General features: G+C 59.8%; 12 protein-coding genes and 2 pseudogenes. 10 read left to right on the plus strand and 4 right to left on the minus strand.

The window, feature by feature from the left end; genetic code table 11:
- The first annotated feature begins 160 nt into the window (after nucleotides 1–160).
- A complete protein-coding gene (locus AB3X95_RS37620) occupies nucleotides 161–667 on the plus strand; it encodes a hypothetical protein (protein ID WP_368593769.1) in 507 nt (168 codons plus the stop codon).
- Nucleotides 668–1,010: 343 nt separating this feature from the next.
- Here the strand turns inward: AB3X95_RS37620 and AB3X95_RS37625 are convergent, their stop codons facing one another.
- Nucleotides 1,011–1,202, minus strand: a complete 192-nt coding sequence (locus AB3X95_RS37625; RefSeq protein ID WP_368593768.1) for a hypothetical protein — start codon at nucleotides 1,200–1,202, stop codon at nucleotides 1,011–1,013.
- 775 nt (nucleotides 1,203–1,977) lie between these two features.
- Complete coding sequence (locus tag AB3X95_RS37630; protein ID WP_368593767.1) at nucleotides 1,978–2,406, minus strand: SDR family NAD(P)-dependent oxidoreductase; 429 nt, start codon at nucleotides 2,404–2,406, stop codon at nucleotides 1,978–1,980.
- A gap of 474 nt (nucleotides 2,407–2,880) precedes the next feature.
- Here AB3X95_RS37630 and AB3X95_RS37635 point away from each other — a divergent pair, with 474 nt between their 5' ends.
- Nucleotides 2,881–4,119 carry a MalY/PatB family protein gene (locus tag AB3X95_RS37635; protein WP_368593766.1) on the plus strand — a complete coding sequence of 413 codons (1,239 nt, stop codon included), beginning with the start codon at nucleotides 2,881–2,883 and terminating at the stop codon, nucleotides 4,117–4,119.
- Nucleotides 4,120–4,278: 159 nt separating this feature from the next.
- Nucleotides 4,279–5,712 carry an amino acid permease gene (locus AB3X95_RS37640; RefSeq protein WP_368593765.1) on the plus strand — a complete coding sequence of 478 codons (1,434 nt, stop codon included), beginning with the start codon at nucleotides 4,279–4,281 and terminating at the stop codon, nucleotides 5,710–5,712.
- 87 nt (nucleotides 5,713–5,799) lie between these two features.
- Here the strand turns inward: AB3X95_RS37640 and AB3X95_RS37645 are convergent, their stop codons facing one another.
- The gene (locus tag AB3X95_RS37645; protein ID WP_368623901.1) at nucleotides 5,800–6,576 is read right to left on the minus strand and encodes a helix-turn-helix domain-containing protein; all 777 of its coding nucleotides are present in this window, start codon (nucleotides 6,574–6,576) and stop codon (nucleotides 5,800–5,802) included.
- A gap of 217 nt (nucleotides 6,577–6,793) precedes the next feature.
- On the opposite strand from AB3X95_RS37645, the gene AB3X95_RS37650 reads away from it, so the two are divergent.
- The 5 genes and pseudogenes from AB3X95_RS37650 to AB3X95_RS37670 all read left to right on the plus strand — a co-directional run bounded on the left by AB3X95_RS37650 (nucleotide 6,794) and on the right by AB3X95_RS37670 (nucleotide 12,273).
- Nucleotides 6,794–8,143: a tetratricopeptide repeat protein gene (locus tag AB3X95_RS37650; RefSeq protein WP_368623902.1), complete on the plus strand. Its 1,350-nt coding sequence runs from the start codon at nucleotides 6,794–6,796 to the stop codon at nucleotides 8,141–8,143.
- 23 nt (nucleotides 8,144–8,166) lie between these two features.
- Entirely contained in the window at nucleotides 8,167–9,444 is a 1,278-nt protein-coding gene (locus AB3X95_RS37655; protein ID WP_368593762.1) for an MFS transporter, read from the plus strand.
- 11 nt (nucleotides 9,445–9,455) lie between these two features.
- Entirely contained in the window at nucleotides 9,456–10,346 is an 891-nt protein-coding gene (locus AB3X95_RS37660) for a LysR family transcriptional regulator (protein WP_368593761.1), read from the plus strand.
- 56 nt (nucleotides 10,347–10,402) lie between these two features.
- A pseudogene (locus AB3X95_RS37665) lies at nucleotides 10,403–10,621 on the plus strand (transposase); the annotation flags it as partial.
- Nucleotides 10,622–11,136: 515 nt separating this feature from the next.
- A complete protein-coding gene (locus AB3X95_RS37670) occupies nucleotides 11,137–12,273 on the plus strand; it encodes a branched-chain amino acid ABC transporter substrate-binding protein (RefSeq protein ID WP_368593760.1) in 1,137 nt (378 codons plus the stop codon).
- A 5-nt stretch (nucleotides 12,274–12,278) separates the two neighbouring features.
- Here the strand turns inward: AB3X95_RS37670 and AB3X95_RS37675 are convergent, their stop codons facing one another.
- The gene (locus tag AB3X95_RS37675; protein WP_368593759.1) at nucleotides 12,279–12,758 is read right to left on the minus strand and encodes an Lrp/AsnC family transcriptional regulator; all 480 of its coding nucleotides are present in this window, start codon (nucleotides 12,756–12,758) and stop codon (nucleotides 12,279–12,281) included.
- 150 nt (nucleotides 12,759–12,908) lie between these two features.
- Between AB3X95_RS37675 and AB3X95_RS37680 the strand changes: the two are divergent.
- Together AB3X95_RS37680 and AB3X95_RS37685 are read left to right on the plus strand one after the other, a co-directional pair.
- A pseudogene (locus AB3X95_RS37680) lies at nucleotides 12,909–14,071 on the plus strand (M20 aminoacylase family protein).
- A gap of 16 nt (nucleotides 14,072–14,087) precedes the next feature.
- Complete coding sequence (locus AB3X95_RS37685; RefSeq protein WP_368593758.1) at nucleotides 14,088–15,344, plus strand: Zn-dependent hydrolase; 1,257 nt, start codon at nucleotides 14,088–14,090, stop codon at nucleotides 15,342–15,344.
- Nucleotides 15,345–15,399: the final 55 nt, after the last annotated feature.

The raw sequence follows: 15,399 nt of genomic DNA on the forward strand, positions 1-15,399 counted from the left end.
CGCAACTTCGCGGCGGGTACTCGGATTCCGCAACGGGAACTGTGGATGCGTAAATCCGGCGCCCCGCCTGGGCTGCCGAAGTATGCTTTATCCGGCGTCCCTAGCCCTCGATACAAATTGGCAGCATGACTATTCCGGACTTGAGATTGAACTAATCGACATGGCAATTCGCATCATAAATATGAGACCAAGCAAGCATGCTCGACTCCCCGCTGCTGGCTATATTGATCTATCGCTCCGCAACCATCTCTGTTTCAGTGCCCTACGCGATGAATACGGATGCGCGTTTCATTTGGGAACGATCGTGCGCACATTGTTTGTGTCGTTCTATCTGTTTGACGCAGGCTACGGCGACGGAAATCTGGCGGATTATTCTGAAGCGGATCTCAGGCTGAGCGAGCTTGCCATGTCGCGCAACCTTCAGGCCAGCTACCGCTTGAGTGCGCACGCGGTTGAGCCTACCGCCCGGCTGCTGACGCTCTTCGATACTCAGCTTCAGGCAGCACCGCTCAACGAACTGATTGAAGCACATCGGCGGGCAGACCGGAATATCAACGCTCCTCCTGAAGAGCGATTGTCGATCGATGAGCTAGTGCAACGCTCAAGGAGAAGAGTGAAGATGAACAGAGACCGGCCAGCAACGAATTTCCCACGCACCCAAGGCTAATGTTTTCGAGACGGCGCACGACTCGTTCGTAGCCTACCGCAATTTTAAGTAGAACGACGTCAGCGCCCCTTAGCCCTCGGACAAATTCGTGGAGTTGAAAAAGCTCGAATGTCTATCCGTGTGCCGCCTCCCTCGTGTCACTGAACGGCTTGTTCGAGCCATTCCCGATCGGCGTATGCTAGCCAGTGCATGTGAGCCGACCAATCGGCCACTCAATGATCGGTGTATAGACGGCTTCTCTGGCATGAACCGACAGCCGTTGTCGACGATCCCTGAACTCGACGGGTTTCCCAGCGCTAGTCAAGCGTTGCTCGGGACCCCCGCGGACCGCGCGCAGGCCCAGTCAGGTCAGGTCCGGCGATCGTGCGCCAACGTCATACAATCGAAGCCGGTTTGCAGCCTCCTCTCCAACGCTATTCGCAAATCGCTGGAGCGCATCCAGTGAGCCGTAGACGCTCTTGTATTCTTCGCAGCCGATGCGGCCGTCCGGGACGATCAACATACCCGACTCGCGCGCCTTCTGTTCCAAGTCCATTGCCTTCCCCTTCATTGCCGATCGTCCATCAGCCATCCTTAATCAGCCATTGCAACTGCCCGCATTGTCGGCCGCGGAGGTGCGGGAGGAAATACCGACCACCATCCATCATCGTGCCGAAAGAAGTAGATTGCCACCGTATGTTGTGAACCAACACGCGCGGCGCGAACACATCGCAGTGACCCGGCATTAGAGTACCGGAGTCGCGTCAAGGCTACCGGTGAACACGCCGTAGGCGCGAGCCATTTTGTAACAATCGCGCGCAGAGAGCTTCCGCTGCTGTCCATCCCGCACTCCTTACCAATGCACCATTAAAGCATACTTGGTATGCTCGGTATATCAACAAGGGTTTTCCTGTACCTGGTACTTTCGTGCCTTGGGTTTTAGCTGGACGGCAGCTAGAGCGTCGACTCTCCGTCGACGCCGAACCGTTCGCGATTTGGTGTCAGTTACGTGGAGATGCAGCTACGCGTGGGAAGGTGAGTGTGCTTCGTGACCTGCTTGAGATCGACGGCATCGCATACTCGTATTGAACGGCGCAATCAGGTCAGCGTCGCGACGCGGACAAATTGTCCGATCGACTACTGGACGCGCCCGACCGGATGAACGAGCTTTTCATAGAGATCGCGCGAGCCAGGCGATCCTCGAGCCGCTCGAAGGACACGGGTTTGGCGAAGATTGAATGTTGCCAGTTTGTCTGCCCCGCGGGGCGGCGCGTTTCATTGCCGACGAGGCGCGCCAGACCAGGCGCACGGCAGGGCGTTCGGTCAGACCATCATGGTTCAGCAATCCCTGATACGTTCCCGCAAAGCACCTTACCAAGGAAGTGGACCTGTGGCGTTCCAGAACCTTGTCGGCGGGGTCCATTCGCATCAAGGACGGCCTGGCGGACGGGTTGCCGTGCCGCATCCTCAACCGATCCAGCATCGGGGGCATAGTTGCTCGGACCTGTTGCGGTGATCCCTGGACAGACTGCATTGACCTTGATGCTAGTGCCCTCCAGCTCAATGGCGAACGCCTGCGTCACAGCATTGAGCGCGGTTTTCGACGTCTGGTACTCCTCGACGTACTGTCGCGAGTAGTCGGACGGGTTGTCTTTGAGCGTGAAAGAGCCACCTGCGCTCGGCACGTTGACGATGCGGCCGGTCGGTGCTTTTCGAAGCAGCGGCAGCGTCGCCTGTGTGACCGCGAAGACCCCAAGCACGTTGGTTTCGCCGGTGGCTGTTTGCTGAATTCGAATGAAGGGTACGCTATCACGCCCTGTCTCGAAGTGGTCGGTACCGCCGCGAGGGTCGGTGGCAGCCTACAGGGTTCGACGGTTGACGCGAAGTCTGCAGGAGAGGACGGAATGACCTTGTTGCGCTCCGATCAGTCGGCGCGACGGGTTGCCGTTGATGTCGCAGTGAGCGAGGAGCTGAAGGTCCGCTCCGTTGGAACGCAGATGGTAACCGGTCAAGACGGTCGCGACGATACATGACGTCGCGTTTTCTCTCTGTTCACGATGGCGGTCCGGACGCCGCCCTGATGACCGGCGCGCCGGCTCTCGGCAGCATCCATGAACTGCGCTCATTATCGCGTGAGAACTTACCATTGTTGCCCCGAATTTAGCGCTGCTACTCTTGGCCGCAATACGAAGTCACCCCGTCGGTGTGACAGTCAATTGCGAACGGAAGGCATCGTGAAGATTCATCGTGAAACGTCGGGAAGCGGCGCATCTGCCGTGAGGGTCAAATCTGTATTCGATGACGTCATCGACCGGAAACACTCGAATTCGCTGAAGTGGGCATTCGGTAAAACGTTGTTGAGCCCGGAAGAGTTTGCTGCAGACCCGCTGCCGATGTGGGTCGCCGACATGGATTTCCGCGCGCCACAGTGTGTGATCGATTCGCTTCACGAAGCGGTCGAGTCCGGCGTGTTCGGCTACTCGCACGGAGCGACGAAGCGTTATGTCGATGCGGTGATCGCGTGGCAGGCAAAGCGCTTCGGCTGGGAAGTCGAGAGAGAATGGGTGATGCAATCCAGCGGCATCATCACCGCGCTGAAGAATGCGATTCAGGCGTTCTCCGCGCCGGGCGATTCTGTCCTGATCCAGCCGCCCGTATACGCGCACTTTCATGACGATGTTCTGCTGAACGGACGGCAGCTCGTTTACGCGCCGCTCGAACGGGCTGGCACCGCGTACCGCTTCAATGCAACGACATTCGAGGCAGCAATCAGAAGCAACACGAAGCTTTTCATTCTGAGCAATCCGCACAACCCGACAGGCAATGTCTGGTCGGAGGACGAACTGCGGACTATGGGTGAAATCTGCCTGAAGTACGGCGTGCTCGTGATTTCGGACGAGATCCATCAGGACCTCATCATCAATCCGTTCAAAAAGCACATCCCTTACGGGTCGCTTGGCGAACGATTCGCAGCGAACAGCATCACGTGCACGGCGCCCAGCAAAACCTTCAATCTGCCCGGACTGCAGAGCGCGAATCTCTTCGTGCCGGATAGACGGCTGCGCGATGAACTGCGCAGGCAGGTCGACCGCAACATGTATCAATCCGTGAACACGCTGGGCATGGTCGCCGCCGAGGCGGCCTATACGGGTGGCGAGTCGTGGCTTGAGGCACTGCTTGTGTACCTGCGCGACAACCATACGCACTTCCGCAATGCAGTGCACGGACTGACCTCGAAGATCGAGATGCTGCCCGCCGACTCGCTGTATCTCGCGTGGATGGACTGCCGCGGACTGGGTATGGACCCGGATGTGCTGAACCGCTTCATGCTGACGGAAGCGAGGCTCTGGTTCGACAAAGGGCAGAAGTTCGGTGTCGAAGGACACGGCTATATGCGGGCAAACCTCGGATGTCCCCGGTCCACGATCGATGAAGCCATTCGTCGGCTAACAAACGCGCTCGCTGCCCTATAGAAGGCGGTCGACATAACCACCGCGTAGGCACATGCCTTCCCGCTTTGCACTTTTAAGCTCGGTACATTCGGCCGGCCGCGTCGAGGGTGTGGGGTTGGCACTGAATCAATTTCCCCAATCAAGAGAACTACAACATCGCAAACAATCTTTGGAGACTACATGAGTCACGACATCGAAATACAGACCTACGAACACGAGGATCTGAAACGAGATCTCAAGAATCGGCACATCCAGATGATCGCCATCGGCGGCGCAATCGGAACCGGCCTTTTCTACGGATCGTCGTGGGCGATCAGGACGGCGGGGCCGGCCATCCTTCTCGTGTTCCTGCTGGCGTCCATCGCGATCTATTTCGTCATGCGGGCGCTCGGTGAAATGGCCGTCGAGGAACCGGTGTCGGGCTCTTACATCTCATATTCCAACCGCTATATTCACCGTTTCGCAGGTTTTCTGAACGGATGGAACGCATTCATTTTTCTGCTGGCAACCAGCGCAGCGGATCTGAACGCGCTAGGGAACTACGTGCATTTCTGGTTCCCGCACATTCCGATCTGGGTCACTGCCGGGACGGCGGTATCGGTGATGTTCCTCGTCAATATCATCGGCGTGAAGATTTACGGGGAGGCCGAATTCTGGTTCTCGCTCGTCAAGGTCGTCGCCATCGTCGCAATGATTGCGTTCGGCGCGGGGATGATCGTCTTCGGCATTGGCAATAACGGTGTGCCGATCGGATACCACAACCTGGTGGATAACGGTGGCTTCTTCGCGAAGGGCGCGGGCGGAACATTTCTCGCGGTGGTGATGGTCGCTTTCTCGTTCGGTGGCGTTGAAAATCTCGGCCTCGCGGCGGGAGAAACGAAGGACGTGAAGACGACGATGCCCAAGGCCATCAACGCGACGTTCTGGCGTCTGCTGATTTTTTATGTCGGCGCAATGGCCGTACTGCTGATGATTTTCCCATGGACGTCATTGACCACCAAGGGCAGCCCGTTCGTTCAGGTGTTCACGAAGATCGGCATTCCGGCAGCAGCGAGCATCATGAATCTGGTGGTAATCATGGCCGTGCTGTCTGCGGTAAATGCGAGCGTTTTTACCAACAGCAGGACGTTCTACAATCTGTCCCTGCAGAAGAACGCACCCGCCTTCCTTGGCGTCACCAATGCGCGGAAAGTGCCGCATCGCGCGATCATGATGGTTTTCGTCACGATGTTCGCAGGCGTGCTGCTGAACTACTTCATGCCCGAGCAGGCGTTCGAACTCTTCTCCTCGGTGACCGTCTTCGCGCTCGTCTGCGCGTGGGGCTCGATTGTCATCAGCCACCTGCGTTTCAGAAAGCTGAAGGTTCTCAAAGGAGAGGCAAGCCAGATCACGTACCGCATGCCGTTCTTCCCGTACGGCAACTACATCGCGCTGCTTTTTATCGCAGCGGTGCTGGCTGGCATCGCTATTCTGCCCGACATGCGCATGTCGCTCGTGGTCTCGGCAGTGTGGGTTGCGGTCGTGTATGTCGCGTATCGCTTCTTCGTCGGCAAGGGTGCGATGCGGTCCGATAGTGAGGCAGAACTGCGCGAGCCGAAAGATCAGCTTGCGTGACAAGCGGGAAAGCAATTGAAAGGCGGGGCGAATTGCACGGAAGATCCGCGGTGATTCGCCCTGATTCCGTTGGCAAGCGCCAACGGCTTACTCATTTGAATCCTGCTGCGACGGTGCCACAAGATCCGATGCGGCCCGCTCACTACGGCCGCGCATGAAGGCCTGCGGGCTGCTGCCCAATTCAAGCCGGAATGCGTAGATGAAAGCGGATGTCGAGCTGTAGCCGAGTTCCAGCGCGGTTCGGGTGACATCCATGCCTCCGCCCAGCAGTTCGATCGCCCGAAAGAGCCGCAGCCTGCGGCGCCATGAACGCAGACTCATCCCCGTTTCCGCGACGAAGCGCCGCGCCAGCGTGCGCGCGGACATGCCCAGGCGTTGCGCCCACTCATCGGGTCCGCGCGGATCCGCCGGGTCCGCGTGCAGCGTCTCGCAGAGCTGCGCGAGCGTGTCATCGCGCGGCCAGGGTAGAGCCGTCGGAAGTGGCCGCGCCCGACGCAACTGATCGAGAATCAGTTGCGTGATTCGCCCGACATAACCGTCATCGTCCGGCTGTCCAGCTATCGCGGTGGCTTCGACTATGAGCGCCCTCAGCAGCGGCGATACGGCGAACACCATGGGACTCGCGCCCGTCAGAGTGCTGCCGGTTTCGTCGGCAATCCAAAGGCTGCGAAATTCCGAACCTAGCAGCGAGCCCACCCTGTGACGAAGGCCCGTCGGCAGCCACACTGCCTGCTCGGGCGAAATGACGATCGACCCGCCTTCCGATATCACGGTCAGCGCGCCCGAGATCGCATACACCATCTGATGCCACTGGTGCGAGTGCTCCGGGAAAAAACGCTGGGCGGGAATGAATTGCGCGCGCACCGTCAACGGGTTCGGCGGCGCCGCGTCAGCGGGCGCTTCAATTGTTTTCCACATCACATGTCATCCGGTTGGCAGTTATTCGACATATTTTGACCACTCGTCGAAAGACTGTCATCCCAAAAATTGTTTTAATGAAGGTTCCCCCGCATTGGGTTCCCGCGCGCGATGAAGAATGCGCTGCGCACCACGGCCCAGGAAACTTGGAGTATTGCGCCTTATGGCTCGCCACGACCGATACGATCTGCCACTTTCGACCGACTCCGACCTTGCAGCGGAGCGATATCGAACGGGTATCGACCTGCTGCTGTCGCTATGGCCCGGTGCCAGCGAAGCATTGGACGCGGCGATCGCGGCGGACCCGGACTTTGCGCTGGCGCACGCGGCGCGCGCCCGGCTGCACGCGATCAGCGCACAACCGTCGCAAGCGCGCGAGAAGATCGCGACAGCGCAGGCTCTCGTTGCGCATCGCGGCACCGAGCGTGAGCGCAGTCATGTCGAGGTGCTAGGGCTCGCGATAGAAGGGCAGGCGCCGAAAGCGCTTGCCGGTGCATTGGCGCATACCGACAGATGGCCGCGCGACGTTGTGATTCTCTCGATGCCGCTCGGCGCGTTTGGGCTTTACGCGTTCTCTGGCATGGCCGACCACGATCAGGCGCGAGTCGATCTGTGCGAGCGGCACGCACGCCATTTCGATTCCGACGACTGGTGGTTCCTCACTTATCGCGGCTGGGCGCATGGCGAGAATGGCGATGTCGGACTTGGTCGTACGCTCACGCAGCGCGCACTCGAATTGCGTCGTCATAACGTGAATGCGGCACATGCCGTCGCTCACGTTCTCTACGAGTCGGGCGCGAACGACGAGGCCCAGCACTTGATTGCCGGCTGGCTGCCGGCGTATCCGAAGGCTGGCGTGCTGCACGGTCACATTGCGTGGCACGGGGCGCTCATCGCGCTGGAACGCGGAGACACTGACGGCGCGATCGCGATCTACAGCGATCATGTTGCGCCGTCGGCGTCGAAGGGCACGCCCATCAACATCGTCAGCGACACGTCGTCGTTTCTGTGGCGCATGCAGGCATACGGCCATGCTGTTCCTGAAGGAATGTGGAATGATGCGGCGCGCTACGCATCGGGCTACTTCAGGGACGCGGGCTTCCCTTTCGCGGATTTCCACATGGCGCTTGTCGGCGCCGCGACGGGAGACACGCAGGCGGTCGAGCAGCGGGTCAACGCGCTGAACAAGCTCGTCGATGAAGGCCGGCTGCCTGCCGGTTCGGTGGTCCCTGAAATTTGCCGGGCGTCGCTTGCGTTTGCGGGCGGGCAATATGCGCTCGCGGTCCGGATCCTCGAGCCGGTTGAGCGGGATGTGGTGCGCATAGGCGGAAGCGGCGCACAGCGCGAGATCGTCGAAGACACACTGCTCGTTGCCCTGATGCGAAGCGGGGAACTGAAGAAAGCCCACGCGCTGCTCGACAGGCGGCTGCACCGCCGCCCGTCGCCCCGCGATACCCGATGGCTGAACGAACTGCTGGCTGCGGAAACGGCGAGCGGTTTATCGAATGGCTAATGGTGGCGCCTCGGGAAAGCGAAATGGACTCGGGTATCACGATGAACGCGACGGGACTGCGCAGACTGCTGGTCGATAGTCTCGGCCCCGTCGCGGCAATCTCGCTCGCGCAGCTGTTCGGCACGGCGTTGTGGTTCAGCGCGAACAGCACCGCCGCCGACCTGATGAAGCTGTGGCACGCGAGCGCAGCCGATATCGGCTGGCTGACAAATGCAGTCCAGCTCGGATTCATTCTGGGTACGCTCATCATCTCGTTGAGCGGCGCGGCGGATCGCTTCCGTGCGAGTAGCATCTTCGTGTGCAGCGCGCTTGCTGGTGCAATCCTCAATCTCGGTTTTGCGTGGCTCTCGACCGGGCTCGTGAGCGGCGGCGTGTACCGGTTCGGCGTGGGCGTCTGTCTTGCCGGGATTTATCCGATGGGGATGAAGCTCATCGTCGGCTGGGCGCCGAACCGCACGGGCCAGGCATTGGCGCAACTCGTCGCGATGCTCGTGCTGGGCACGGCGCTACCGCATGCGATGCGCGTCATGGGCACAGGCTTTCCGTGGCAGCTCATCATCTCCGCGTCGTCGTTGCTGGCTGTGAGCGGTGCTATCGTTATCGGGGCATTGGCAGAAGGGCCGCATTCTGCGGTCAGGGCGCGTGCATTCGACGACGCGGTTGCGCCAGCAGCGACTCAACCCTCAGTGATCGACGCGTTTCGCATCCCGTCATTCCGGGCGGCGACGTTCGGGTATTTCGGTCACATGTGGGAGTTGTACACCTTCTGGACTGCGGTGCCGCTGCTGGTTTCCCATTCATCTCTCGTATCAGGTTTTCCCGCTATCGGCGTGCCGGCGATGTCGTTTGCGATCATCGGCATGGGTGCCGTTGGCTCGCTAGCGGGCGGTGTGCTGTCGCGACACATCGGGAGCGCGAAGGTGGCAACAGGCGCCCTTGCAATATCGGGCTTTTGCTGTCTTACCTTTGCGCTCGGCTGGCGCTACCTCTCTCCTGAATGGCTGGCCGTGCTCATGGCGATATGGGGTGCAGCCGTCGTCGCCGATTCGCCCCAGTTCTCCGCGCTGGCTGCGAAGGCGTGTCCGCCGGAGCTTGTAGGAAGTGCGCTCGCCATCCAGAACTCGATCGGATTCGCGGTGACGGTGGTTTCGATCGCGATCACGACGTCGCTCTTCGAACGCGTCGGCCTGGATGCGACCTGGCTGCTGGTACCTGGCCCGGTGCTCGGACTGGTCGCATTCACCGCCATGTCGCGAAACACCCGCGCATCGGTGAGAACCTTCGGGACGCACCGCGGCTGAAGGAGCAAGATATGCTAGACCTCCAGTATCTGTCGATCGTCATGGAAGTCGACCGTCTCGGCAGCGTGACGGCCGCTGCCGAGCGTTTGAATGTGACGCAGTCCGCGCTGTCGCATATGGTCCGGAAGTTCGAGGAGCGACATGGCGTCAAGTTGTGGACGAAGAACGGCCGCGGATTGCGTTTCACGCACGCCGGAGAATATCTATTGGGTCTCGCGGAACGCGTGATCCCGCAGATGGAACACGCCGAACGCACGCTGACCAATTTCGCTGCAGGTCGCCGGGGAGCGTTGCGCGTGGGTATGGAATGTCATCCGTGCCAGAAATGGTTGACGCGCCTGACGCCTCAATACCTAACCGCGTGGCCTGACGTCGATTTCGACGTGCGTACGGCGTTCCGCTTCGATGGCGTCGCTGCGCTGCTCGGCTACGAGATCGACATGCTGATCACGCCGGACCCCATCGACGTGCCTGACATCGTGTTCGCACCTGTTATCGACTATGAACTGATGCTCGTCGTGCAGGACGAGCATCCGCTCGCCGCGCGCGAATTTGCGCTGCCGCAGGATCTGATGAATGAGGAACTCATCACCGTTCCCGTCAGCAAGGAGCGTCTGGATATCTTCACGCGGTTTCTCGTGCCCGCGCATTGCAAGCCGAAGTATCACCGGACGGCGGAGCAGACGGAATTGATGCTGCAACTCGTCGCGGCTGGACGCGGCGTCGCGGTGTTGCCGGACTGGCTCGTAGCAGAAGAGGGCGAAGGGTTGCCTGTACGGGCCATTCGTCTGGGCGAGCCGGGTATTAGCAAATGCATCAACGTAGGTGTGCGGCGTGGAGAAGAGGAGGTCGCGTACATTGCAGGATTTCTCGCTCTGGCGCGTGACCTCGGCGTCCAGTAGTCATCAAGCGTTAAGCGAAGTACTGCGGTCGCTGACCGATGCTTGCTGGGTAGGTCGAACAGGCCCGGCAAAGCGGGATAGCGGCCCTGCAGCTGTTTGCCCGGCGCCTGCGCGGCTACTGGCATGGCATCCAGGCGCGCTATCGTCATCCACTCAAAACCAGCGTCGTTAAAGGGGTCAACAACACCATCAAGGTCATCAAACGCCGCGCGTACGGCTATCGCGACGAGGAGTACTTGTCCCTCAAAATCCACCGCGCCGCGTTCCCGCTAATCCTCGATGAACCTGAAGCCGTTTTATATCAGTTGGTCAGCTACGATGACTTGACCAGTCAAGTCGCAGTTGCCTTCCAGTAGGCCTCCGAAGCGGAACTCGACCCGCCACCGCACACAGCAATTCCCAGCGCTTCAATCTCGCGCCCGAGCTCACTGCATTGCCTTGCATGTCCTACCAAGCCGCCTAGTGCTGTATCTGGCGCTCCTGGGACAAGGATCTCTCGTTCGCCAGTAAATCGGGGAACAACAAGAGCCATTCTTGGATGGCGTCGACCGCAGTATGAGCCGCGGAAAGATCGGCAGCGGCCATGGCAAACACTGCTATCCAGGCACCGAGAAAAATTATCGAAAATTGCTCGTTTTTCAATCGAAATTTGCAGAAAGGTCGTCGCAGCCGATTTTGGCTACTATCGCGCGTCATTACGATGGTTGGAGGGTCAGCACAGTGTTGCCTGGCCCAACGGGTCGCGGGTTCTGCCGATCCGATTTCAAGCCAACCTATCGAGAGCACGACCATGCGATCACCCCGGCCATTGATATCCCTCGCGTCCTTGACGCTTGCCCTGCAACCTCTCGCGGCTCACGCGGATTTGACGGTCAAGATCGGGCAAGTTTCCCCGCTGACGGGCGAGTTGTCCCACATCGGAAAGGATGATGAAAACGGTGTGCGGCTGGCGATCGAAGATCTGAACAGCAAAAAGATTCGCATAGGGGGGCAAAGCGTGACGTTCGTGCTCGACTCGCAGGACGATGCGGCCGACCCCAAGACAGCAGTGACCGTCGCGCAGAAGCTGGTGGACGATGGCGTGGCGGGCGTCGTCGGTCATGCGAACTCCGGGACGTCGATACCCGCTTCCAAAATCTACTCGGATGCAGGCGTCCCGATGATCACCGAATCGGCAACCAACCCGAAGCTCACGCAGCAAGGATTCACGAACGTGTTCCGTATGGTTGCGAATGACGTGAGACAGGGCTCGGTCATCGGCTCGTATCTGGTCCACGATCTTGGCGCGCGCAAGGTCGCCATCGTCGACGATCGCACGGCGTACGGACAAGGTCTCGCCGACGAGATCGAAAAATCCGTCAAGGCTGCCGGAGGCAACGTCGTCGCCCGCGAATACGGCACCGACAAGACGACGAACTGGATGGCGGTGCTCACGACCATCAAGAGCCGTCAGCCGGAAGGGATCGCTTTCACGGGCGGCGACACGCAAGCCGCCGCATTCGTGCAGCAGGCGCAAAAGCTCGGCTTGAAGGTCAAGTTCATTGCCGGCGATGAAGCGTGCACCCCGCAGTTCATCAAGCTGGCCGGGTCTTCGATGAGCAAGGACGCGTACTGCACATTGGCGGGTGTGCCGCCTGCAAAGATGCCGCAAGGACCGGAGTTCTTCAAACGCTATCAGCAGCGCTTTGGCGTTCCCGTGCAGCTCTATGCGCCTTATGCCTACGACGCCGTGCTCGCGATGGCGGACGCGATGCAGGCTGCGGGCTCGACCGACCCGAAGGTGTATCTCCCGAAGCTGCGCGCATCCAGGCTGGACGGCGTGACGGGTGCGATCCAGTTCGACGAGAAGGGGGACATCCGTAACGGCGCGATTACCGTTCGTCAGTTCGATCAGGGCAACTGGACCGACAAGTCAGTCGTGCGTTGACGGCGTCACGCGCTTTCGGGCGCGACGGGTACACCAAGCCCCACCTTCACGCTGCTCATGCTCACCAGCGTCTTGAAGCGTTTGACGTTGTTGTTCGAGAAGAACAGTTGCCGCGTGAGGGCCGTGTACTCGTCCATGTTGCGAACCGTCAGTATCAGCACGAAGTCCCATTCGCCCGCGACGTAGTAGCACTGCTGGATTTGCGGGCATTGCGCGAAGATGCGCTTCATCGAGTCGAGCAGATCGATCTGCTCGCTCTCGACCTCGACTGTTGCGATGATCGTCAGCGGATAGCCGACCTTCTCGGGCGCGACGATGGCGGCATAGTTGCGAATGACGCCTTCGTCCGACAGGCGTCGCAATCTGCGATTGACGGCCGCTGTAGACAGATTGACGCGCGCGCCGAGTTCGTTCTGAGGAATCTGCGCGTCGCGTTGGACTTCCATCAATAGCTTGAGATCAAAATCGTCCAGGCTGAGTGTCATGGTTTTGCGGCCGGAAGGTCGAAACAAAGATATTTTTGCATGAGGGGGGACGATTTGGAGACTTTTTCTGTCACCGCAAACAATATTATTTCCCCAGCCGACAGGTTCGACAGGCGCATTCCCCGAAATCATCAGCAAGGACGTCCGACAATGGAAAGCACGCTGCAGGGCCACTTGAAGAGCTGGCGCCAGTATTTGCATCAACATCCCGAAACGGGCTTCGAGGAGTCAACACGTCCGACTATGTGGCGAACATTCTCCGGACGCTTGGGCTGGAAGTTCACCGCGGCATCGGGGGAACGGGGCTCGTTGCGAACCTGACGGCCGGGGACGGGAAACGGGTTATTGGCCTGCGCGCCGATATGGATGCGCTGAACATTGCCGAGCAGGCGCCCGATCGCGAGCATGCTTCGCGCACCGCCGGAAAAATGCATGCGTGCGGGCATGACGGGCATATGTCGATGATTCTCGGGGCGGCGCGACTCCTTGCAGAACGACGCGATTTCAATGGCACGGTCCGCTTCATCTTTCAGCCGGCGGAAGAGCATGGCCGGGGCGCGAAGGCGATGATGGCCGACGGCCTGTTCGAACGCTTCCCCGTCGATGCCATCTTCGGCGCGCACAACATGCCGGGCATGCGCGCGGGAACGTTTGCAACGCGCGCGGGCGGCATCATGGCGAGTGAAGACAACTTTGTCATTCATATCAAGGGGCGGGGCACACATGCTGCACGTCCGCATATGGGCGTGGACCCGATCGTCATCGCGTCACAGATTGTGATGGCATTGCAGACCGTCGTGTCGCGCAATCTCGATCCGAGCCTGCAGGCGGTGATTTCGTGTACAGAATTCATCACTGACGGCCTGAGAAACGTCATTCCGTCGAATGTCATCATCAAGGGCGATACGCGAAGCTATTCGCGCGAAGTGCAGACGCTGCTCGAGACGCGCATGCGCGAAGTATGCGAAGGCATCTGCCGCACGCACGGCGCCGATTGCACCTTCGAGTACACACATGAGTTCGCACCGACGGTGAACTCGGCGCAGTTCGTCGGCGTCGCGGTAGAGGCGGCGCGCAATGTGGCGGGAAGCGACGGCGTCGATGACAACATTCAGCCCATGATGATTTCGGAAGACTTCGGTGCGTTCCTGCAGGCCGTGCCCGGCAACTTTATTTTCATCGGCAACGGCGAGTCGGCGGGAAAGGGCGGCACGCCGCTGCACAACGCCACCTACGATTTCAACGACGACATCCTTTTGACGGGAGCGCGTTATTTCGCTGAGATCGCGCGGCTCGAATTGCCGGTCGGCTAACGATCAAAGGTAATAAATGAATATGTCTGTATCTTCATCGCTGATGCTCGACGGCGCATTGCTTTTAGAGCAACTACGTCAGCTTGGTGAACTGGGTGCTGATCGTGAAGTGGGTGGACGGACGCGCATCGCGCTGACTGATGACGAGCGAGCCGGTCGCGATCTCGTCGTCCGATGGATGCGCGAACTCGATCTCGATGTCCGCATCGATCGCATCGGCAACATTTTCGGCACGCTGCGTTCCGATTCGGATGACGGCAACGAGCGTCCATTGATGATGGGTTCGCATATCGACACGGTTAAAAACGCGGGTGCGCTCGATGGCTGTTACGGCGTGCTGGCTGGTCTCGCAGTTGCAAGAGCATTTCGTCAGGCGGGCATCAAACCGCAGCGTTCGATCACCATCGGCGCATTCACCAACGAGGAAGGCATCCGCTATCAGCCGGACATGATGGGCTCGCTGGTCTACGCGGGCGGCCTGTCGGTCGATGCAGCGCTGGATACGGTTGGCATCGACGGTACGCGTCTTGGCGACGAACTCGCGCGCATCGGTTATGCGGGTGATCTGGAGCCCGGCGTGGTGGTTCCGCACGAATATCTGGAACTGCATATCGAGCAGGGTCCGATACTCGAAGCAGAGAACATCCGTATCGGCGTAGTCGAGAATCTTCAGGGCATCTCGTGGCAGCAGATCACTGTTCAGGGCAATGCCAATCACGCGGGTACGACGCCAACGCGGCTTCGTCATGATGCGGGCTGGGTGGCTGCTGCCGTGTCGACGTTCCTGCGTGAGCTGGCCGTGACCACAGGCACCACGCTGGCGACGATCGGCATGCTGCGCATCGAGCCGAACGTCATCAACGTGATTCCGCGCAAGGCGGTGTTCACGGTGGATCTGCGCGACCCGGACGAACAACGCCTGCAGGACGCCGAGCGTCGTCTTGCCGGATTCCTCATCGAAGTCGCGGAGAAGGAAGGCGTGAAGATCACGACCGAACGCCTGGTCCGTTTCGAGCCAGTCGTATTCGATGCAACGCTGGCCGATGCAATCGAAGCCTCGGCGGAGCGCATGGGCTTCACGCATCGCCGGATGACGTCCGGCGCAGGACACGACGCCCAGATGATCGCGCGCATCGCGCCCGCCGCGATGATCTTCGTGCCGAGCCGCGGCGGCATCAGTCATAACCCGCGCGAACACACGGACGGCGATCAGCTTATCGACGGCGCAAACGTCTTGCTGGATGTCGTGCTCAAACGCCTCGCACAGAAGTGAGCGCGACTGTCGCTCACGACTTCGCCCATTCACATCATTCGTTACTGGAGTATCA

This window comes from Paraburkholderia sp. BR13444 (assembly GCF_040948755.1).
Lineage (GTDB): Bacteria > Pseudomonadota > Gammaproteobacteria > Burkholderiales > Burkholderiaceae > Paraburkholderia > Paraburkholderia youngii.